This is a genomic window from Halohasta sp. A2 (genome assembly GCF_056175805.1).
In genome coordinates this window covers 14,519-35,510 of record NZ_JAQFWV010000004.1, presented here as the reverse complement: position 1 = coordinate 35,510, position 20,992 = coordinate 14,519, and the positions used below count along the sequence as shown (strand labels likewise).

General features: G+C 56.3%; 23 protein-coding genes and 1 pseudogene. 14 read left to right on the top strand and 10 right to left on the bottom strand.

The genetic code is table 11. The features are described 5' to 3' along the window. Nucleotides 1-36 precede the first annotated feature (36 nt). On the bottom strand, nucleotides 37-750 hold the full coding sequence (locus O2S87_RS02430) for a type 1 glutamine amidotransferase (RefSeq protein ID WP_475407213.1): 714 nt from the start codon (nucleotides 748-750) through the stop codon (nucleotides 37-39). Between the two features lie 71 nt (nucleotides 751-821). Beyond that, nucleotides 822-1,604 (bottom strand): alpha/beta fold hydrolase, encoded by a 783-nt coding sequence (locus O2S87_RS02425; protein ID WP_475407212.1) that lies wholly within the window; start codon nucleotides 1,602-1,604, stop codon nucleotides 822-824. Between the two features lie 183 nt (nucleotides 1,605-1,787). Between O2S87_RS02425 and fer the strand changes: the two genes are divergently transcribed. From fer to O2S87_RS02405, 4 genes are all read left to right on the top strand, one after another. Then, a complete protein-coding gene (gene fer / locus O2S87_RS02420; protein WP_475407211.1) occupies nucleotides 1,788-2,444 on the top strand; it encodes a ferredoxin Fer in 657 nt (218 codons plus the stop codon). A 46-nt stretch (nucleotides 2,445-2,490) separates the two neighbouring features. Next, the gene (locus O2S87_RS02415; RefSeq protein WP_475407210.1) at nucleotides 2,491-2,940 is read left to right on the top strand and encodes a DUF7960 family protein; all 450 of its coding nucleotides are present in this window, start codon (nucleotides 2,491-2,493) and stop codon (nucleotides 2,938-2,940) included. Between the two features lie 101 nt (nucleotides 2,941-3,041). Next, entirely contained in the window at nucleotides 3,042-4,553 is a 1,512-nt protein-coding gene (locus O2S87_RS02410; RefSeq protein ID WP_475407209.1) for an aldehyde dehydrogenase family protein, read from the top strand. 40 nt (nucleotides 4,554-4,593) lie between these two features. After that, on the top strand, nucleotides 4,594-5,019 hold the full coding sequence (locus O2S87_RS02405; RefSeq protein ID WP_475407208.1) for a universal stress protein: 426 nt from the start codon (nucleotides 4,594-4,596) through the stop codon (nucleotides 5,017-5,019). 160 nt (nucleotides 5,020-5,179) lie between these two features. On the opposite strand, the gene O2S87_RS02400 is transcribed toward O2S87_RS02405, so the two are convergent. Next, nucleotides 5,180-5,410: a hypothetical protein gene (locus O2S87_RS02400; protein ID WP_475407207.1), complete on the bottom strand. Its 231-nt coding sequence runs from the start codon at nucleotides 5,408-5,410 to the stop codon at nucleotides 5,180-5,182. 261 nt (nucleotides 5,411-5,671) lie between these two features. On the opposite strand from O2S87_RS02400, the gene O2S87_RS02395 reads away from it, so the two are divergent. Beyond that, complete coding sequence (locus tag O2S87_RS02395; RefSeq protein WP_475407206.1) at nucleotides 5,672-6,115, top strand: pyridoxamine 5'-phosphate oxidase family protein; 444 nt, start codon at nucleotides 5,672-5,674, stop codon at nucleotides 6,113-6,115. A gap of 357 nt (nucleotides 6,116-6,472) precedes the next feature. Continuing rightward, a pseudogene (locus O2S87_RS02390) lies at nucleotides 6,473-6,622 on the top strand (proline dehydrogenase family protein); the annotation flags it as partial. Between the two features lie 9 nt (nucleotides 6,623-6,631). Here the strand turns inward: O2S87_RS02390 and O2S87_RS02385 are convergent. Continuing rightward, the gene (locus O2S87_RS02385; protein WP_475407205.1) at nucleotides 6,632-7,363 is read right to left on the bottom strand and encodes a helix-turn-helix domain-containing protein; all 732 of its coding nucleotides are present in this window, start codon (nucleotides 7,361-7,363) and stop codon (nucleotides 6,632-6,634) included. Nucleotides 7,364-7,496: 133 nt separating this feature from the next. Between O2S87_RS02385 and O2S87_RS02380 the strand changes: the two genes are divergently transcribed. Both O2S87_RS02380 and O2S87_RS02375 read left to right on the top strand, forming a co-directional pair. Continuing rightward, complete coding sequence (locus O2S87_RS02380) at nucleotides 7,497-8,099, top strand: DNA-3-methyladenine glycosylase family protein (RefSeq protein ID WP_475407204.1); 603 nt, start codon at nucleotides 7,497-7,499, stop codon at nucleotides 8,097-8,099. A 111-nt stretch (nucleotides 8,100-8,210) separates the two neighbouring features. Beyond that, on the top strand, nucleotides 8,211-8,420 hold the full coding sequence (locus O2S87_RS02375) for a DUF1328 domain-containing protein (RefSeq protein WP_475407203.1): 210 nt from the start codon (nucleotides 8,211-8,213) through the stop codon (nucleotides 8,418-8,420). Nucleotides 8,421-8,500: 80 nt separating this feature from the next. Here the strand turns inward: O2S87_RS02375 and O2S87_RS02370 are convergent, their stop codons facing one another. After that, on the bottom strand, nucleotides 8,501-9,319 hold the full coding sequence (locus O2S87_RS02370; protein ID WP_475407202.1) for an RIO1 family regulatory kinase/ATPase domain-containing protein: 819 nt from the start codon (nucleotides 9,317-9,319) through the stop codon (nucleotides 8,501-8,503). A gap of 242 nt (nucleotides 9,320-9,561) precedes the next feature. Here O2S87_RS02370 and O2S87_RS02365 point away from each other — a divergent pair, with 242 nt between their 5' ends. Then, nucleotides 9,562-11,877 carry a histidine kinase N-terminal 7TM domain-containing protein gene (locus O2S87_RS02365; protein WP_475407201.1) on the top strand — a complete coding sequence of 772 codons (2,316 nt, stop codon included), beginning with the start codon at nucleotides 9,562-9,564 and terminating at the stop codon, nucleotides 11,875-11,877. A 53-nt stretch (nucleotides 11,878-11,930) separates the two neighbouring features. On the opposite strand, the gene eif1A is transcribed toward O2S87_RS02365, so the two are convergent. Continuing rightward, the gene (gene eif1A / locus O2S87_RS02360) at nucleotides 11,931-12,215 is read right to left on the bottom strand and encodes a translation initiation factor eIF-1A (RefSeq protein ID WP_475407200.1); all 285 of its coding nucleotides are present in this window, start codon (nucleotides 12,213-12,215) and stop codon (nucleotides 11,931-11,933) included. A 138-nt stretch (nucleotides 12,216-12,353) separates the two neighbouring features. Here eif1A and O2S87_RS02355 point away from each other — a divergent pair, with 138 nt between their 5' ends. The 5 genes from O2S87_RS02355 (at nucleotide 12,354) to O2S87_RS02335 (ending at nucleotide 15,940) form a co-directional block, all read left to right on the top strand. Continuing rightward, nucleotides 12,354-12,845 carry a metal-dependent hydrolase gene (locus O2S87_RS02355; protein WP_475407199.1) on the top strand — a complete coding sequence of 164 codons (492 nt, stop codon included), beginning with the start codon at nucleotides 12,354-12,356 and terminating at the stop codon, nucleotides 12,843-12,845. Nucleotides 12,846-12,948: 103 nt separating this feature from the next. Then, on the top strand, nucleotides 12,949-13,917 hold the full coding sequence (locus O2S87_RS02350) for a lysostaphin resistance A-like protein (protein ID WP_475407198.1): 969 nt from the start codon (nucleotides 12,949-12,951) through the stop codon (nucleotides 13,915-13,917). A gap of 50 nt (nucleotides 13,918-13,967) precedes the next feature. Then, on the top strand, nucleotides 13,968-14,600 hold the full coding sequence (locus tag O2S87_RS02345) for a uracil-DNA glycosylase (RefSeq protein WP_475407197.1): 633 nt from the start codon (nucleotides 13,968-13,970) through the stop codon (nucleotides 14,598-14,600). 42 nt (nucleotides 14,601-14,642) lie between these two features. After that, nucleotides 14,643-15,404: a hypothetical protein gene (locus tag O2S87_RS02340; protein WP_475407196.1), complete on the top strand. Its 762-nt coding sequence runs from the start codon at nucleotides 14,643-14,645 to the stop codon at nucleotides 15,402-15,404. 101 nt (nucleotides 15,405-15,505) lie between these two features. Continuing rightward, a complete protein-coding gene (locus tag O2S87_RS02335) occupies nucleotides 15,506-15,940 on the top strand; it encodes a hypothetical protein (protein ID WP_475407195.1) in 435 nt (144 codons plus the stop codon). Between the two features lie 481 nt (nucleotides 15,941-16,421). Here the strand turns inward: O2S87_RS02335 and O2S87_RS02330 are convergent, their stop codons facing one another. From O2S87_RS02330 to O2S87_RS02315, 4 genes are all read right to left on the bottom strand, one after another. After that, a complete protein-coding gene (locus O2S87_RS02330) occupies nucleotides 16,422-17,027 on the bottom strand; it encodes a site-specific integrase (protein ID WP_475407194.1) in 606 nt (201 codons plus the stop codon). 213 nt (nucleotides 17,028-17,240) lie between these two features. Then, a complete protein-coding gene (locus O2S87_RS02325; RefSeq protein ID WP_475407193.1) occupies nucleotides 17,241-17,693 on the bottom strand; it encodes a hypothetical protein in 453 nt (150 codons plus the stop codon). 421 nt (nucleotides 17,694-18,114) lie between these two features. Next, nucleotides 18,115-18,909 (bottom strand): HNH endonuclease, encoded by a 795-nt coding sequence (locus tag O2S87_RS02320; RefSeq protein ID WP_475407192.1) that lies wholly within the window; start codon nucleotides 18,907-18,909, stop codon nucleotides 18,115-18,117. Between the two features lie 1,187 nt (nucleotides 18,910-20,096). Next, nucleotides 20,097-20,831 carry a hypothetical protein gene (locus tag O2S87_RS02315; RefSeq protein WP_475407191.1) on the bottom strand — a complete coding sequence of 245 codons (735 nt, stop codon included), beginning with the start codon at nucleotides 20,829-20,831 and terminating at the stop codon, nucleotides 20,097-20,099. Between the last annotated feature and the right edge of the window lie 161 nt (nucleotides 20,832-20,992).

The window sequence follows — 20,992 nt, the reverse complement described above, 5'->3', positions numbered from 1 at the left end:
TTGAAAGACGGAGCCCACAGAAAGAATGATCGAACGTTAGGCCGTCGCTTCAAGCTCGTCCCGCTCAGCGGTTTGCTCGCGGGCGTACGCCGCAAAGTTCTCGAACAGCTGCTTGGCCTCACAGGCGGCGTTGTACTGCTCGGCCGAAATCTCGGCGAGCACGCGGTCGACCTGCTCGTCGCCGAGTCGCTCGCGCTTGCTTTCGGCGATGTCGCGGGCGGTCTCGATGTCGTACTCGGGGTGGAACTGGACGCCCCAGCAGTGCTCGCGGCGGAAGCCGTGAACGCCGTATTCATTGCGCGCGATGAGTTTCGCCCCCGGCGGGAGGTCGATGACCGAATCGCCGTGGCTCGTAAAGACCGTAAAACGGTCGTTGATGCCCGCAAAGAGGGGGTCGTCGTCGACCTGTTCGACCTCGTTGTAGCCGAGTTCGAACGCGTCCATCCCCGAGACGCGACCCCCAAGCGCTTCGGCCAGTACCTGGTGGCCGTAACAGACGCCGAGGATTGGTACACCCTCGGCCGCCGCCTGGGCGACGTACTCGACGAGCGGGTCGATCCACTCCTCGTCCCAGTAGACCGACGCCCGCGAGCCGGTGACGACCAGGGCGTCGAAATCGGTGGTCGGCGGGAGATTGCCGTTGTTGACGTCGAACTCGACGAGGTCGGCATCGAGTTCGCGTCTGAAGTTCCGCGTCGTGTTCTCGTCGTCGTGAGCCGCCTGCAGAAGCCCAAACCGTAGCCGTTCCATTATCTGTTGTCAGGTGAGCCGCAAGTAAGTGCCTTGCGTCGCACGCGGTTGCTGCCGGTCTCACGGACTCATTATTCGTCGGTCGACTCCAGAAACCCGACCAGTTCGTCGTTTAGCGCGGCCGACCGCTCGACGGTCAGCAGGTGTCCGGCTTCGGGGAACTCGTGAAATTCCCCTCGTGGAAGATCGTCGGCCAGTCGACGGCTCTCGTCGCTGTCGACGACCGAATCGTCTCCACCGGCGACGACGAGCGCCGGCCGTGTCAGTTCGTAGAGTGGCTCGGCATCAAAACCATCCAAGGCGGCCAGTTGGGCCTGCTGTGCGTCAGGCGAGGCGTCTTCGTCGGCGCGCCAGTCGACGATTTGGTCGACTGCCTCGGGATGTGTGTCGCAAAAGTCGCCCGAAAGCAGCGCGGTCGTCGACGCGCGGAGGTCGACGGTATCGGCAGGATCCGTGCGGAGGTCAGCGTAATCAAACGCCTCGGCCGAGACGGGGGTGCCGATCAGCGTCAGGCTCTCGGCGCGGGTCGTGTGACGGGCCGCCGCGAGGGCCACACAGCCGCCGAGCCCACAGCCGACGAGGTGCGCGCGGCGGGTGTTCGTCTCGCGGAGGACGGCCACCAGATCGTCGACGAGCGTTCGCATCGTGTAGGGACCCGGTGGTGCGTCGGACCGACCACAGCCGCGGGGGTCGTAAACGATGGTCTCGAACAGGCCAGCAAGCGCACGATACTGCCAGCCCCACTGCCACGGTCCAAAGCCGAGTTCGCCGATCAACAAGACCGTAGCGGCCTCGGGGTCGGCGGCCGTGGTCTCGTAGTAGATCGAACAGCCGTCGACAGTGGTGTACGCCATACTGCAACCTCTCCGTGCAGGCGGCAAAAAGTGCCCTGTATGCGGTCATAACGGTGCGCGGTGTACGACCATAGACCGCCGAGTGTGCCAACCAACTACGATCGATTCTCCCGACCGAATATGGCCGAAGTCGACGGCTTAAGGTTCGCCGAGGCCCTTCAATCGATAGATCCCACTCTTTCCATGGCGTCTCCGTATGATATTCTCCGGGTTGACACCGACGTAGACGATGACGGGCTCAAACAGGCCTACCGCCAGCGGGTCAAAGAGACGCATCCCGATCTCGGCGGCTCCGAGGCCGAGTTCAAGCGTGTCAAAGCGGCCTACGAGCAACTGTCGACCGAAACGCCCGAAGACCAGCTGGATCACGAGCAGTTCGTCTCCGACCAGGAGGGCTCGACTGAACCGGAAGACGAGCCGGCACAGGTCGACTTTCTCAACTACGAGGTGCTCGACGACTACGGCTGGGAGCTCGACGACGACGACCTCTTCGAGAAGGCCGCCGCCGCGAATCTCGACTCGGTCGACTTCGGCCACTTCGAGGTCGAAGACAACGAAACCCTGCTGGAGGCGGCCGAACGCAACGGCTTTGCCTGGCCGTACGCCTGTCGCGGCGGGGCCTGTGCGAACTGTGCAGTGTCACTGCTCGATGGCGAGCTCTCGCAGTTAGTCGACCACATCCTCTCTGAGGAGCTGCTCGACCAGGGGATTCGCCTCTCGTGTAACGGCCGGCCGACAACTGACGAGATGCAGGTAGTGTATAATGTCAAACACCGACAGGATCTCGACGACCTTCGGCTGCCGCCGGACCGCTTCGAGAAAGCCTACGCCCGCAAGTAGTCGACTCGACACAAAGGACCATACCGGTCGACGCCCTACAACGCGTATGTACACTGGGCGAACCGACACTCCCTGTTGTCTCTGTGGTGGTCCCAAAACCACCAGTCGGATCGAGGTGCCGCCGCGGGCGGTGACGCTGATGGAAAACAGCGGGCCGATCGCCTGGCAGGACATCGTCAGTCCAGTGACCCTCCAGTTCTGTGCCGACGACTGGGAACTCGTTGCGGACCTTGCGCTCGACCTGGGACACCACCCACTTTCTCGGTGTAACGTCGCCTACGCCTCGTTCGACCTCAGAGAGGATTTCGAGGCCTTATTAAATAGTGTAAAAGATGCCCCTGACCAGACCAAACTCGAACGTCGACTCCTCGACCGAAGCCGTGAGGTTCTCGATTCGGTCGACGATCCCCTGACAGAACAGCGCGCGCTCGTCGAGGCGCGGATCATCGAGGTCGCCCTCGACGAACTGGGGGTTGCTGAAGCCAGGGTCGACTGAATCGTTTACATTTTTCTGTCGTCGGGACAGGACGCCAGCGAGCACAAGGGCCCTTCCATGGTCGGTGTGACCTATTCGGGCATACAAAATCTAGATGATGTATGGAGACGTTTGCACACTATATCGACGGCGAATGGGTCGATGCCGACGAGACATTCATCAGTGAAAATCCAGCAACGGGCGAGCAGTTGGGCGAGTTCCCACGGGGCACAGACGAGGACGTCGACCGCGCGATCGCGGCGGCCGACGAGGCCTTCGAGGAGTGGCGCGAGCTCTCGTATCCGAACCGCGCGGAGTACCTCTGGGACGTCTATGAGGAACTGAAGGCTCGCACCGACGAACTCGGCGAACTCGTCACTCGCGAGTGTGGCAAGGAAATCAACGAGGGCACAGCCGACATCGTCGAGGCAGCCCACATGGTCGAGTGGGCTGCAGGTAACGGTCGACATCCTCATGGCGATGTTGTTCCCTCTGAAATCGGCTCCAAAGACGCCTACATGCGCCGCAAGCCCCGCGGCGTCGTCGGCTGTATCACGCCGTGGAACTTCCCCATCGCCATTCCGTTTTGGCACATGGCGGTCGCGCTCGTCGAGGGGAATACGGTTGTCTGGAAACCCGCCGAACAGACGCCCCGCTGTGCCCAGGCGATCGCTGAACTCATGATCGACGCCGGAATTCCGGATGGCGTGTTCAACATGGTTCAGGGGTACGGCGATGCGGGGGCTGCAATCGTCGACCACGATGACGTCGCGACGGTGCTGTTTACGGGCTCGGCGGAGGTCGGCCACCATATCGCCAATCAGGTCGGGGGCACGCCCGGCAAACTCGCGGCCTGCGAGATGGGCGGTAAAAACGCGGTCGTCATTACTGACCAAGCGGATCTCGATCTCGCCGTCCCGGCGGCTGTACTCTCGGGGTTCAAGACGACGGGCCAGCGGTGTGTGTCGGCCGAGCGGCTGATCGTCCACACCGATGTCTACGAGGAGTTCAAGCAGCGGTACGTTGAGGCGGCCGAACGGGTTGCGGTCGGCGACCCACTCGACGAGTCGACGTTCATGGGACCACTGATCGAGGCCGAACACAAGGAGAAGGTGCTGGCTGGCAACGAGCGAGCCCGCGAGGAGGGCGCGAACGTGCTGGTCGACCGAGGCGAACTCAGTGAGGAAGAAATTCCGGAGGGTCACGAGGATGGCCACTGGACCGGGCCGTTCGTCTACGAGATCGAGTACGACGAGTCGCTCGAATGCATCCGCGAGGAGGTCTTCGGCCCTCACGTCGCGCTCATCGAGTACGACGGCGACATCGAACGCGCGGTCGAACTCCAGAACGCGACGCCCTACGGGCTCGCGGGCTCGATCATTTCGGAGGACTACCGGCAGATCAACTACTACCGCGACCACGCCGACCTCGGGCTGGCCTACGGGAACCTCCCATGTATCGGCGCGGAGGTCCAGTTACCCTTCGGCGGCGTCAAAAAGTCGGGCAACGGCTACTCCTCGGCCCGCGAGGTAATCGAAGCCGTCACCGAGCGAACGGCGTGGACGCTCAACAACGCCCCCGAGATTGAACTCGCACAGGGACTGTCGGCCGACGTGAAAGTAGAGGACGACTGAGACGGACTGACAATCTCTTTTGAATTACAAACACCAACATATGTACCGTGTACTCGTTCCGATCGACGACAACGAAGACCGTGCTCGCAGACAGGCGGCGTTCGTTGCCAGCCTTCCGAACGCCCACGAGGAGGTCGAAGCACACCTCTTGTTCGTCTTTACCGACGGGACCGGCTCGGAGGAGCTGCCCGCGGAGTTGCGGCGATTCAACTCCGCCGAGCGCGTCGCGTCGGTCCGCCGGGCGGAGGAATGCCTCGAAGACGCCGGTGTCGACTACCAGCTCTTGGAGGACAGCGGCGAGGTGGCCGACGACATCATCGCCGACGCCGAGGACCTTGACGTCGACCTCATCGTCCTCGGGGGTCGCAAACGCTCGCCCGCCGGCAAGGTGCTGTTCGGCTCGGTCACCCAGGAGGTCCTGCTCAACACCGACCGTCCCGTCACGGTCACCGGCGGCGGGGAGTAACCCGAGACCGGGTCACTCGGGGTGTGCCGACCCATTGAAACGCAGTGTGGATCCTCCTTTCAATCATCAAAATAGATCCTGGCGAAACCATTCATTCATAGATTCTGTCTGGATGTGTCGTGCAAAATGGACCGCGCATATGCAGCGATGGCTCCGGTTATTATCTCCCAAATCCACCTTGATTGAAGTGATAAAGTAGGTATCCAAGCACTAGAAATGTTCCACCGAAAAGGTACGGGAGGAGTTCATAGACCAGAGTTAGCACGTCAAGCACTGGGCTAAATGGCCCCCCGAGAAGTGGGGTTATTTCCGATAGCACAGTCACAACTACAAGAAGCGTAACCGCTATCCCGCCAATGGTAAAGGCTATTTCCTTTGCGTCTGGGGACATACTGACATATTCATGTCTGGCTCGGATAAATTGTGAAGCTTAGGAAGTAGCATTGTATTCAGTCACGCACAACTGTTGGATATAACCTCTGCATGTTGTTGTTGATCAAATGATGTGTCTCAAAAGCGCCACAACGTTGAGTAGTGAATACAAACGATGCTATGGATCTGAAAACAGTGTTATGTAACCACGCGACTACACCAGGGCTTCTCTGAGTCGGACGGACGAGGCCTCTTTAGCTGACCGACCCATCCATAGCCCATGGACCATGTCGAGTACGTCTATACCGAAGGGATCGACGAGGAGGAGATCGGCCGGCTACTCACAGAGCGTGGCCACGGTGTCCTCGCATTGGCCCGAGACGACGACGCCTACGCGGTGCCGCTGAACTACCTGTATGACGGTACCCGGCTACTCGTTCGGGTGAGCGACGAGCCCGAAAGCACCAAAATAGTGTACGCGGAGTCGACAGAGACTGCTACGTTCATCATCTACGAGATGGACGAGGGGGGCAACTCGTGGAGTGTGATGATCCGCGGCGAGATACGCCCCCTCTCCGCAGAGGAGCAGGCTCGGTTCACCGACACCGAAGTAAACGAGCAATTTCCGCCGTTTCGCCTCTTTGACGAGGCTGTCCCCGAAGTCGAGATGTTGATCTACAAACTCGACCCCTACGAGATAACCGGCCGGAAGACGACCGGTTGAGCCGGCGGCGCGGTCGTCGCCTCGTCGCACGGTTCGGAGATCTGTGTTTTTTGCCGAACACAGTAATTGGTGGCTGCGTACTGACTACAGTCTCTATATCTTGCACGACAATCAGTGGTACTGTCTGCATACTGTCTGTTTTCACCGGAGTAGCCAAGAGCCACGGAAACAAACGCCCGCGATTAGCTACCCGCCGAGATAGAGATTCGAGAGATCTCGGTTGTCGAGCAGCCCGCTGGCCTCGTCCACGTCGGGAATAACACCGATTGATCATTCCGCGTGCGTCGTACTCACGAGATAGATACCCACCGCCAGGATCACGCCACCGGCGACGAATGCAGGACCCACAGATTCACCGAGCAGCAGGGCTCCGAGCTTGCGGCCGACGGCGTGCGGACCTACCAGTACATACCCTACGGCGACAAGTGGTTCTCGTACTTCTACCGTCGACTCCGCGAACGGAAGGAAAACGCCCTTTTCGCGTTGCGGGCGATCGTCGGCAACTAACGTCGGTGCTCAGGTCGTATCTCGCGGATTGAGCAGTTTTGCTTCGGCTTTACGGAGATGTTCCAGTAGTGTAGTTTTCGAGACATCGGATAGCTCTGCAAGCTCGCGCGTCGACGTGCCGCGGGGCCATTCGTAATACCCTTCATCGCGTGCGAGGTCGAACACCTCGCGCTGGGTGGGCGTCAGCGAGTCGAGTCGACGCTGTCGTTCGGGCTGTCGAACGTCTCCGGCGGCAGTAAGCCGCTTGATTTCGATATCGGCACCCGCATCCGCACGGACAGCCTCAAGCGAGGGTTCGATATCGCTCCGCTCGCCAGCGAAACAGACTTCCCAGGTTTCGCGGCCGTCTTCGATACGGACGGGAGCACTGTGGACGAAGCCGTGTTCCAGCAGCACTGGACAGATCATGTCACCGGGCTTGTATTCGAGGAAGAACTCACGGACGACGTTGCCCGGTGCGGCGTGTCCCGCTCCAAACCGTTCTTGGAGTTCCAGTAGCTCGCCGCTGTGCGGCGAGGCGTCGATGTGGTCGAGCAACGTTTCGACCTCCTCGATGGTATCACCAAACGCCGTGAACAACCCGTTGACCGACGCCGAACTCAGCTCCGTCGTCGGGCTAGTATAAATCGCGTGTGCCAACACGCCGCCCGGAACCTCACGTGTTGCATCGATTGCCCAGCAGTTCGGGTGCCACAGATCGAGCGTGAGTCGTGTTCCTGCCCTGATGTCTGTCTCACTCATCAGTGCGGTATATGATGTCAGGGTGTATAATCTTCTTGTTCTAATACACACTCCGCTGGTAGATCACTCATCACCTGCTGTTTCAGGTTGTCCGTGGCACAATCGCTTTGGCTTCTCGCCGTCGACTCCCCCTGTGGCTGACGCACACGACCGATTACGCCAGACGGATCTCGAACCCCTCGTCGACGCCTACGGCGAACTGTCAGTCGAGCCGGCAGACGACCTCTTCGAGCGACTGGTCACCTCGATCGTCAACCAACTCATCTCGACCCAAGCTGCCCGAACGATCCGCCAACGCCTTTTTGCTGCCGTCGAGATCACTCCCGAGGCTCTCGTGGCTGCCGAAGCGTCGACGCTCCGCGAGGCCGGGCTCTCACCACAGAAAATCGAATACGTCCGGGCGGTTGCCGCTTGGTTCGTCGACGAACAGGTCACCGCCGACCGATTTGCCGGCCAATCCGATGCTGCGGTGGTCGACGAACTCACCGAGATCAAAGGTATCGGCGACTGGACCGCGAAAATGACGCTCATGTTCGGACTCGGGCGACCGGACGTCTTTCCGGTCGAGGATCTCGCGGTTCGCCGTGGAATGACCGCCCTGTTCGGCGACGAGACGCGCGCTGAAATGCGAGTGCGTGCCGAAACGTGGGCCCCGTATCGATCGCTTGCGACGCTCTACATCTGGGAGTTCTATGTTGACGAGCAGTCGAGCGTCGAGATATCGTCAGCTGAGTAGTCGATCTTGGTGAACTCTGCAGCGCAGTAATGCTATCTTATACGGAGATACTTCTTTTTAGTTATCTTATATCCGTGTATTAACTATATGCGTGGAGATCGAGCGAATGGTATGGAACTTACTCAGACCGTAGTCGACGGAGCCGCGTTCGTTCCTCTCCAGTTCGGCGGAGATCTTCTCGGCCTTGCGATTGTCTTTCTGGTGCTGGCGGTTATTGCAGGGATTGCCGGGGCCAGCGGGGTTGCCGGATTGAGCATGAATATTGCCAAGTGGCTCGTGATCCTCTTCGTCGTGCTCGCAATCCTTTCATTTATATTCTGATTCTTCTGCATAGCGGTTCACAGCTATATTCTACAGAGGGTTTCACCAGAGCCGAATAGATCGAACCATCCACACAGGATTCAGCCTTCGATGTTCCGCGCATCGGTCGCCCGTTTTTCGATTTCGCTTCTGAGCGCGGCCGACTCGAAATCGTGGTCCGGTCGGATTTTGACGAAGCTCAGGAAGTTCAGTGCCTCCAGCAACGCGTCGACCGAGTAGCGTTCGAGCGCCGCGTCAACCGCGTTTCGCGCACCGATGAGTGGTTCGAGCGCGGCCAGCCCACAGGCCAGATCGTAGGAGCGAATCGAGTCTCGGGCTTCGGTTTTGACGCTGGTTGCGTCGATGAAAAACAACTCTTCGTTGAGAATAAGCACGTTTTCGGCCCGCAGATCGCCGTGGGCCATCCCGGCGTCGTGCAGCGTCGACAGTGCATCGAACAGCTCGATAGTCAGATGCGTTTCGGTCTCCGGGTCGAGTTCGTCCAGCGACCGAAACGCCGGGAGGTATTCGAACACCAACACGCCAAAGCCGTCGACCTCGAAGGCCTCGATCGGCTCGGGCGCGTTGACGCCGAGCGATCGCATTCGGTCGGTCGCCTCCAGTTCGTGGCGTGCCATCTCGTACGGTGTCTGAAACGACTCGAAAAAACCCTCCGTACCACTCGACAACGCCCCGAGGTTCCGTCCGGTGGTAAACAGCGCTTGCACCCGTGTGTTCTGCGTGCTAATGACTTTGACAAACAGGTTCTCGTCGACGACCATCGGCGTCGACAGCCAGTTATCAGCGTCCAGAAACCGGACGCGGACGTCCTGGCGGTCGTACCGCTCTGCGATCGATCGAGCGACAGTCTCGAGATCGGGCCAGTCGATCCGGCCGCGGACCAAGCGGCGCACATCCATTCAGCCGTACGAACGACCGGATAGTATATAAACAACGTGACGGATGCATGGAATTTACGCGCTCGATCACTGACAGTCGGCCATCGCTCCACACTCCCGACGCTTGTTCAGCACCCTCAACAACGGTTGGTATCTCACGACTGAGGCCCGTCTCTCACCGCTTCGATCCATGGTTCTCAAAATCGATACTTAAGACGAGCATGTTAATACAGGATAGATTAGATCGGACACTGAGAGAACATATGTTTACGTTCCTTCCGGTTTTCGAACTGGTGTCTTTTTCTGGGCTTCTTTTGATGATCGTCGCCGCAGTTGCGTTCAGAACAACGCAGACGGCGTCTCGGTTGCTCCGCTATTCGTTCATTGGTCTCTCGGTTTCAGGAGCACTGTGGGCGTTTGGGTATGTGGGCTATCTGCTGGTCGAGCCCGCCGACAGCTACGCCGCGTTGGGCTGGCTGTGGCTCGGAGCGATTCCGTACAGTACGTGTTGGTTCGTATTTGTTGTCAGCTACACTGGCACCGACAGGCTCATCTCGCGACCCACGCTCGGACTGTTGGCAATCGAGCCGGTGGGAATGCTGGGTGCGGCGCTCACGACGTCCGCCCACGATCTATTTGTTAGCGGATCGACGAGTGGGTCGGTTGGCGGCCAGTCAGTCCTGCTTCCGGCCTTAGAGCCGCTGTACGCGCTCCATTTAGCCTACGTGTTCGTGTTGGGGAACCTCGCGCTGTTGTATCTCGTCCGCACGCTCGGCGATACTGATCGAGCGTATCATCCGCAGGTGGTACTCCTTCTTGTGGTTGGCACAGTGCCCCTGGTCGGGCCGATCGAGCAGATCGTCACTCCCTCGACAGCGGCGATCCACCTCACACCGATTTGGCTGGGTGCGACGGCCGGGCTGCTGTTGGTTGGGATCTTCGGCTTCCATCTGTTGGATCTGCTACCAATTCCCCGACGCCGCGTGCTGTCGACAATGGAAGATGGTGTGGTGTTGGTCGACAACGAGGCTCGGATTCGCCTGGCAAACACGGCGGCACGTCGACAGCTTTCGTTGCCAACCTCGGTTATCGGTCGTGATGCTGCAAGCGTGCTGCCCGGTGGTGAGCAACTGCTCCAGTACTGCAACGAGACGGACGAATCCGACGTTCAAGCTGCACTGTTCGGCGTCACGGGCGGTTCGGATCGCGATCTCAGTTCACGGTTGGATTCGGTGTCGGATTCGAACCCTGTTTCACGGACCGATGGTGGGAGTGTTCGTCTCAGGCCCCATCCTGCGGGCGTCGAACTGCGTTTGACCGGCCCAAAAACGGAGGCCCATTTCATCGTCACGACCGAACCGGTTCCTGTTGAGACAGCTGTCGATGGTCGGTTGTTGGTGTTTCGGGATCTGACTTCCCAGAGCGATCAAGAACGGCAGTTCGATGCGGTTGTCGAACACACAACCGATATCGTCTCGATCGTCGACGCCTCCGGGACGATCTCGTACGTGAGTCCGTCAGTCGAATCCGAGTTGGCGTACACACAGATCGAACTCGTCGGTCGAGAGGTAGGCGAGCTGTTTCACCCAGACGATACGGAAGCGATCAAAGGAGAAATACAGGCGGTCGTTGAGACTGACCAGACGATACACTCGCAGTATCGGATCGAAACCGGCGACCGAAACTGGCGGATGGTCGAAACGACCGTTCGAGGTGGCCACTCATCGCTCGTCGCCGATGACGTCGTTGTCACCATCCGTGATATCACCGAACGCTACCAGCACCAACAACGCCGACAGGTCATGAACAGGGTGCTTCGACATGACCTCCGTAACGATATGAACGTCGTCGTGGGTCATGCAGAGATCCTGACCGAAGCACTCGACTCCGAACGCGTCGGTCATGCCGAGACGATCCAACAGAAGGCGTCGAATCTAGTTCGGTTGGGCGAGAAAGTTCGGAAGATCGACCAACGACTCCACGGGCAGGATCGGGAGTTCCAGCGCATCGATCTCGCACGAATCGTCGAAGAGGAGGTCACTGCAATCCATGCGTCGTACACGAACGCCTCGATTCGGACCCGAATCAACGAGGCCGCGATCTGGGGCGATAGCCTCGTTCGGACTGCCGTTCAGAACCTCATCGAAAACGCAATCGAACACAACGATCAGGACGAACCCGAGATCGATGTCGTTGTCTCGGAGTCGACCGAGACCGACTGGATCGAACTCGAAGTCAGCGACAACGGTCCGGGGATCCCCGAGGCCGAACGCCGCGTGATCACAGCTGGCATCGAAACACCTCTCAAACACATCAGCGGACTCGGCCTCTGGCTCGTCAAGTGGATCGTCGAAGGGATGGACGGAGAGCTCTCGATCGAGAACAAAAACCCTCGTGGAGCGGTCGTCACGCTCTCGTTACCACGCGATGATACCGATGGAACTGCAGCCGATGACCAGGCCTCGACGGTCGATCCCGTCGAAGCGTCGGCTCGCAGTCGAACTGGCAGCCAGTTCTCAGACGGTGTCGATTCGGAACTCGGTGAGCCGATCCGGACGACGACGCGCTCGGAAGACTAGTCGTCGAGTCCTGCGGCTCTCTGGCGTACACGAGGGCTCGAAGAAATCGGTGTTCAGTCGATGTGGCCTTCTTGGCGGAGCTGTGCGGCGTCCTGTCCGGAGTAGCGCCACTCGACATCTGCTTTGTCGTCCTGCCAGTCCCACGGCTCGATGAGGACGATGTCGTCCTCGTTGATCCACGTTCGGAACCGCATTCGACCGGGAATGCGGCCCATACGCTCTTTTCCGTCGTTACACCGAAGCCTGACTCGGCCCGCGCCGAGCATGTCGGTGACGACTGCAAACATTTCGTTGTCGTTCGGCATGCGGAGGTTCTTCCGCCCAGATTCTTCAGACACAGCTGTAGTTGGAGCCCCGAACAGTTAAACGATAGCATCATGTGATCTGATTTCATGCGTGAGGTCGACACACACGCCGCTTCGATCGACTGCTCTCGGAGTCGAACGGCTTTTGCTACCCCAGTGAAACCCGTCGCTATGTATCGTAAAGGCCATCTCGGCGTTTCACTGCTCGTGTTCGCGCCGATCGGCTACACGCTCGCCTCGCTCGGCCACGGCGAACTCGCCGCGATCACGGGCTTCTGTATGGTTTGGTTCACGATGCTCCCGGACGTCGACCATCGCCTCCCGCTGATCGAACACCGGGGGCCGACCCACTCGCTCGCGTTTGCGGCACTCGTCGGCGGCGTCGGCTGGGCGATCGGCATGGGAGCCGAAACCGTCGTCGAAGTCGACCCGGGGGTTGCACTGTCGACGGTCGGCTTTGGGATCGGTGCGCTGACTGTCATCGCCCATCTGATCGGTGACACACTGACGCCGGCGGGCGTAAACTACCTGTGGCCGCTGTCGCGCCGGACGTTCTCAGTGTCGCTGGCACGGGCCAACAATCGCCTGGCCAACAGCGGTCTGTTCGGCCTGGGTTTGCTGGTGACCGCGGGCTGGGTGGCCGTTGTCCTCGGCGTTGTCTGAGGTCGACCAACGCGACTGGTTGTTGATAAAGCACGAGTCTTTTGCGCATCGCAGTCGTACTGATCCTCATGCATGGCCCTCCGCACACCGACCACAGATACCTATGAGTGACCCCACAGACCCTTCGACCGACTCCGAACACAACGGCGCCGCAGGAAACGGGGCCGAGTCGGCAATCGAGTCGACCTCGACGGCCAGCCGGCCAACCGAACCAGCCCGCGAATCGACCGAGACAGACGCATCGCAAACAGCGCCACCGTACGACAAATCACGGGGCACTGCGTCGATCCGTGACAAACTCCGCACGGTCGGTGTCGCTACGGGTCTCGGGTTCGGTACGATCGGGCTCACGTTCGCAGTCGTGTTTCCGCTGCTGTTTCTCACCTCCGAACTCGGCGTTTCGCTTCCAGACTCGCAGATCGTTCTCACTGGGATCGAACTACTGATCGGCCAGGTGCTCGTCATGGGCGGGGTTTCAGTCCTCTATCTCCGGTCGACCGGTCGCGGGCTGTCGTACGTCCCGATTCGGCGACCGACGCTCGTCGAGGCAGCGCTCATCGTCATCGCCCCGTTCGGGGTTATCTTCGTCTCCTCGATTATCACCCAGCTGAGCCTGCTGGTCGGCGTCGAGCCCTCAGAACACGCCCTCGGGCAGTTGGGCGACGTCGACCCTTCCTTTTATTTATATTTGGTTCCGCTCATGCTCCTCGTTGTCGGCCCCTTCGAAGAGCTCCTGTATCGGGGTGTTATCCAGCGTCGACTCCGCGAATCGTTCGGCCCGGCGGCGGCGATCCTGCTCGCGAGTCTGATCTTCGCGTTGATCCACATCCCGGCCCACGGCTTCGGCGAGGCCGGCCTCCTGTCGACGGCCGCCTCAATGACCGCGCTGGTCGGCGGCTCGATCGTCTTCGGCAGCCTCTACGAGTGGACCGAGAACCTGACGGTCGTCGCGCTCGTCCACGGCATCTACAACTCGATCTTACTCGTGCTAATCTATCTCATCACGGTCTACGCGCCCGAAATCGAAGAGCTGGCGACCGACGCCGAGGCGGCGCTCGTTCTGTTCGGCTGAGTTCGATGCCTAACCGTATCGGTTTTACTGTCGGCGGCCGTGGGTCGTGTGTGGACGCTCACCAACCGCAGCTCGAAAACCCGTTCGGCATGGACGAGCAGTGTACGAACTGCGACCTCTGCGAGACGCGTCGAAACGTGGTTCACGGCTACGGCGACGTGGGTGCGGAGTTCCTCTTCGTCGCCGAAGCACCCCGCGAGGGAGCCGACGAAACTGCCATTCCCTTCACCGGCGATGCGGAGGGCCGACGGCTCCAATGGATTTTGGGCGAACTTGGCTTCGTCCGCTCGGAGCCCGACGCCGCCGAGCCCGACATGCAGAACGCCTTTTGTACGTATCTGACGCGGTGTCGACATCCCGAACGCTCGCCGACTGACCAGGAAATCGATATCTGTGAGCCGTATCTCAACGCCGAGATCCGGATGATCAACCCGCAGATCATCGTGCCGATCGGCCAGCGCGTGCTCGAATCGCTCGCCATGGAGTACACGACTCGAAGCCCCGAGAGCTTCGATATCGACGCCGACCACGCCACGACGATCCGCGGTCGCGGCTTCGAACTCGTGGCCATGCTCGAACTCGATCGCCAAACGGACGCCGACAGCGAGGCGTTCGTCGACCACGTTCTCAACGACATCTTTTCTCGTGACTACCGCCAGACGAAGGGTCGACAAAGCAGGTAAGGATATCATCGCGTTCAAGACGCCACCGACCAACGGTGAGATATGACTGTAATCGCCGTTCTCGCTAAGCCACCGCGTGCGGGATTGGTTCTGCCGGAACTGGCCGAGACGAGCCCGCTGAGCGAGGCCGCTGTCGCCGAGTTGTACGAGGCGATGCTCCGCGACACCTTCCTGGCCGTCGACCGCTCGGGTGGCGAACTGTTAGTCAACTACCTGCCCGCCGACCAGTTCCCGGCCGCGTATCACACCGAGATCGATCCGGCCGCCGAACTCCGGTCGATCGCCGCTGACACGCTCGACGACGTGTCCGACGTGCGGTTCGAACCACAGGTCGGCTCGACCGTCTCGGCACGCGCTGGCAACACGGTCACGCACCTACTCGAAACCGAAGACGTCGCCTCGGCGGCGGTCGTCTTCGGAACCGCCCCGCTGATGAGCCGGCTCGTCGTCGACTCGGCGGCAATGAAGCTGCGGACCAACCAGGTCGTTATCGGGCCTGCCTCCGAGGGCCGAAGCTTCTACGCCGGGTTCACCGAGCCGATCGACTTCAGCGAGAGCTTCGAGGGGCTCGAACTCCAGCGACTCGCCAACCGCGCGGTCGACGCGGGCCTCGATACCGAGTTCCTGCCGATGAGTCCCCGTGTCGATACCGGCCGGGACTTGTTGTCGCTGGTTTCGATGCTTCGGGCGCGCTTTACGGCCGAACGGATCGTCCCCGAGTACACCGCCGCGTTCGTTCACGAGCGCGGACTGGACGCAGTCGACGGTGCCGACGGCCCGACACTCGTGGTCGACCCCCAGTAGGTGGTGCTTACTTCGCCCGACGGCGGGCTATCGAGACGTCTACTGGGAGTTGGCTGTTTTGCACCGGCTAACTAACCGCAGTCGGTGGATACTGGGAGGGAATGGCAGATACGTCCACGAACGACGACCCGGGGCTCACGTCGACGGCAGCCCCCAGCGGTTACGGCGTGACGGTCACCCTTATCGGCGCTGTGTTGCTGGCGCTTTCCTACTACGGCGTGCAGGCGATCGAGGCTGGCCGCGAGCTGGGCGAGGCGTTTCCCGAACCGATTTATATACTCGTCTTCGCGCTGTTGTTTGCGATCGAGTTGCTCAACAGTCGACTGCTCGGACTGTATGCGCTCGTTCGTGCACTTGCCCTGACGGTGGTTTACGGGGCGTTGTTCGTCTTTGCGGTCGAGGGGGCGGTCTTTCTCTGGGAGAATCCCGATGTGGCTACCGACGACTACGTGGGGTTGACCGTGCTCGCCGGAGCGCTCGTGCTCGCGGTGGTACTGTACGTGAGCTATCTGACGGCGGTCGACAAACTCGGGTGAGTCGGCTGGTGTGGCGTCGACCAGAACCGTTTTGATGGTCGGTCGCCCTCATTTCGGACGAGGGTGGGATGGCAGAGTGGACTATTGCGCCTGCCTTGTCGAAAGCCAGTAGCGGCTTTGCCTCACAGACTTTCATGGGTTGCAAACAGTGAGACTCTTTGCAACCGAAGTCAGGTGGCCTTGTGACCTGTTTTCGGGGAGATGAGCATTCTCCATCGTTACCATCCCTGTCGTTGTCACACGTCCCACAACCGACTCTTAGACAATAAAGATGATCCGAGATAGCCTGTAGCCAATCCAAGCAGAATTGATCAAACTTGTTCTAACAGAGTAATTCTATATTAGGAAAGGGGGTATGCGCGGTCGGGTGGATCTTGCCGTTTGATCGCTGGCGCGACAAACGCCGTCGACCACCACGACACGCTTTGGGAAATAACGTCTCATAAGAGACGTGTGTAGGATAGACGTTTGGAAACGTAGATCAGTGATTAAGTCCGTTCATTTCAGAACCAATCTTGGATGATGATGGTTTGGTAAGATAGGGTTCAATTGCATTGTAACTACTCCATCCACCGATACTCATCATAACCCGCGGGTTCACCTCCTTCTCGACAAGGTGATGATTGGCCCACGATCTTCTGAGGTCATGACTCGATACATCATCCCACCGTTCGTTTCCTGTATCCTCTGCAAGCTCCGTAGCGGCTTCTCTAACCCATCGACGCACAGAGTCGGTCGACACATCAACGAGTGGTTCTGATGGACTAATATCTCGTTCTTTGGCGTAATTTGTCAACTCTCGCTTCACTTCAATGGGAATGAAAGCGTCTCTCGTGGTCTTCTCACCACCTTTGGTGTTTTTCCCTTTCACGGTGAGTTGCCAATACTCTCCTTCGTCGTTGTAGATCAGTCCTTGGGGTTTTGCTGTCGGAACACCCGAAGCCCGTAGCCCAACTTTTCCCATCAAGAGAACGGCAATACGTCGTTTCCAGTCGACATCACGGGCTTTGTCTGCTAACTGTTCTATCTCTGTGGGGTAACTAAGCCAACACTTCACCTCTACGCCTGAATCATCTATGTCTACCATACACGGATAGTTAATTTACCGTGTATTAATTCCATCGGAGACGTTTCGATCCGACCATGCTGACCTTGAAACACCTGTAATTAACCGTCTCAGTAGTATCAAAGAGAATCTGTACACAGTTATTGTATTAATCCGTGTATTAGTTCAAATCGTATGTGGCGGTCGAATCCTCTGCTGGTTCCACCAGAAAAGCCATTGGACCGCTACGATAGTTCAGTTGTTCCAGTCGAGTTGATCCAACCTCTCTACAATGCGGTGGTCATCATCAAGTTCATCAACTGGTATTGGTGGGGTGTATTCATCGAACTTCTCTCTTAATCGGAGTAGTTCCCTCCGAAATCGAGCCTCATACCCTTTTGCTATGTTGCAGACTGCTTGTGCTTCAGCTCTACTGCCATCGAATGGTGCATATGCTTGTAGGACTACTTCCTCACGAAACAGGGGTAATTCACTAACAGTATCTTCACGAACAGGATTCTCACAGCCCAATTCTTCCTGAAATTCAACCTCCAAATTACGGGCTACACTCACCAAATGGTTTCTAATTGGGGGTGAAAGATCAGTAACTCTCGCACCATAGTTAATCTCAACTTGTTGTCTGTCTTCGACCAGATCGAGTCGATTGATCGTTTTCCATTCAGTATCGTCTGTGATTAATTCGTACATCACGTTTCAATGAATGTCTGGTTTGCATATATAATTAATCGTGAATTCAGTTTATTGGTTTAAGAATCTTACTACGGAAATAATACTGCTGATCCAATTGGTGGATGTCGAGACTGTGACCTCCTACCATCTATTGACCCCAGGGTACCCCCCACGGTCATTATTAGCGTTCAATTGGATATTGTGAGAGTATGTGAGGGCATCCCATGCTCCACTGTGTATGTGTATTTAATAGACCAAATACCGTCTCTATCGGAATTACACTGCCACAAGAGCAAAACGTCTCGATTTGTGTTCACTGTGAATATTCTTGACTGTCCGTATTGATTTGTTATGCATAGTGGGTGACTTCAAAACAATCTGATTCCTAACCTATATCATGTTCCAATAATAGGGCCGTACATCATGCACCTTAGATATATTAATTCGTTTTCTTGAGTACATCTTTTTCATCCACAGTAGTCATTGGGTATACCCATTTCACCAGCAATATGAATATTAAATATACAATAAAAATGGTATATACTGGCCAATCTGGTAAAAATAATGCCATTATAATTGGGATGCCAGTCACGAAAGTCAGAAAAACAAGGACAGTAACATATTTTTGTAATTGAAATTTCGACTGTGACTTTTCAATTAATACATTTATATCAAGATTTTTCGTTGTATTTCCACGGATTATTTTCCATGCGTGAGCTGATAGTTCCTCATTGTATATCTTTTTTAAAATATCTTCGCCAATCTGATCTATTAAATATTCTCTATCACCGTCTATTAGCGTATATTGGTTTTTATCTTTGAAAACAGAAGAACAAGAAGTACAGATAAGAAGGTTGTAATTTTCTTCATTACTATTGTAGTTGTAATAATTAAAACTGCTGTTTTTACAAATGGGACAGTTTTTAATACTATTTGGGAGTAATTTGAGTAATTTTGACAAGAAATTAATTTTGCTGAGCTTATCATCAAACTGAGATTCACCAGTAGGGGCCATGCTATTGCCGTGAATTGCCTTATGACAGTCAGAACAGAGCGTCTGTAAATTACTGAGTTTATGACTACCACCACTTGATTTAGGTACAATATGATGTGCGTGAAGTTCTACTGAGCCATTTGGCCCACCACTGATACCACAGTTTTGGCAGGTGTGATTATCCCGTTTGTAGACTTTCTTTCGACGGGAGTTCCAATCAGAGGGATAATTTTTAGTCATACAGATAGACAATTCCCTTTACACAAATATCTTTTCACGAGTGGATCGCACACTGTAGAATTAAGAAAACCAACAGACGTGAAGGGATGTCGTTAGTATCCCATAGTAGTCTTCACTTCCCGATCAATCAGGGAACCCCCTACTCGAACGGTAATCATCATAGGTTGATGCCCAAGAGATCACAGCTCCATCAACCAGAGTTGAGTTAGCATGAATGTCACTGTGAGAATCCCATATGTGATCGAGTACCCAATGAGGTAACTGAGTCATCATGTATAGTAGAAAATTCGACGTGGGTGCAAACGATTGGTAGTCTCGGTACTCTAATGCTTTCTTGTAACTGGAATCGTGGATATAGTCGTCATTTCGTGGTACAGAATTGACTACGATACCTGCATCCCGTTCACCCTCGATAACGGGGTGATGTTCCTTGTTGGCATAGTCATTCCCACGAAGATAGGAGTTGACTGCTGAATCTGCTATGTCAATAGATAGATCGTCTGATTCGTCTTCTACGTATACCAGAACGTGCATATGTGGCGTTGCAGCAGACCGAGTATATCCCGTGACGGCTACATACTCCCACCGTGGATAACCCGACAATTTCCTCTGTAATGTACGTCTGACGTTACTCCACGGCTTGTTTAGCTCACTGCATAGACGGAGTGGTTCGATCCATTCACGTTCTAGGCTTTGTTCTCTAATAGGACTTTGACGGAGCGAGAGAAAGATGAGAGACGGATCGTTCATGTCATCCATCAACTGCCGTTCCCCGTCAAGAACTCTCCCGTAAAGACCTTTGAGACGTTCCAACGGAGATGTTTTTTCGGGGTCGTTCATCTCACTCCGTTTGTATTTTAGATATACCCTCCTTGCCCGTTCAAGAGTCAAAGGCCGTGGTGAATCACAAACGTTAGCCGCATAAGTGTCTCTGAATAGTGAGTCATCTGCTAATGGATCAGCAAGATCAGGGCAACAGTTGCACCCACATTCAACCAGGGGATTCGGCAATCGGTCGACTTTGAACGAAGGTTCAGTAAGTCGTGTTTTCCTCCGTTGGGTGTGATTTATGTAACTCGGATCAGCAGGCTCACTGTCGACACGTTCGTACTCTTGATTCTGACGACGTTCTTTTGTACGGAGAGCCGCTTTTGCGTCACCAAGAGAGGTACTAAGAGTCATTGCCCTTAGTCGGCAGAGCTACCTTCAGAAGTGGATGCTACACTGTCTGTAGGTGCATTAGCATCTCCATCTTCATCATCGACGGGAGAACACCACGCTTTGACTGCACTGATTGAATCAGGTTCTGCATTACCATTTCTTAGCCGTGGTTCCCGATCTTCAATTACAAATTCCGAGTCATCAGTCCGATGTAGATGTGTGTGTTTGTCTGTATCCAACAGTGTAATTGAATCTGGCCTATTATCAAGGCCACAGCCTGTCTCATGATGAACTACCTTGTCTTTGACTGCATCAATCCCATATTCTGCTACTGCAAGTAAACGGTGGGAATAGACAAATTCAGTTTCTCCGTCATAAATACTGTATATTTTCCCATGACCATCATTGAAATAGAACCCAACTGAACCATTGTGCTTACTCGGATCGGGACCAGTGGGAATCTGGTCCATTTGTTTGGAAATACAGGATGGAGTATATCCATACCGTTCTGCAATCTCCGTCTGGTTCAGTCCTTCAATCCAGTACGAATAGGCCAAAATATGATGCTCACGGTGTGGATGATTGACGTTTGATTCTGCCTCTGATAGCTCAAACTGGTTCCAATCGAAGTTCTGTATCTGCTTGATAGAAACCTCGTTATTTCCTTCAAAGAGCTTCTTAGCGGCTTGTTCGGCTTCTTGGTGAGTACTGTACTGTTCGGTACTGCTGTCGCTATCGTTGTTCGTATCTTCATTAGACATAATCGGGAATAAGTTGGTCCCGACAGTCTCGGCAGTCTCGTCTCTATATCATCTTATAGCGTATGAAATTATATGCCAAAAAATTAAATAAATAGAGACGTAAAATTAGTTGTAGTCTTAGTTAGGAACTATCTGTCGACTGCGAGACTATCGGCTTGGTC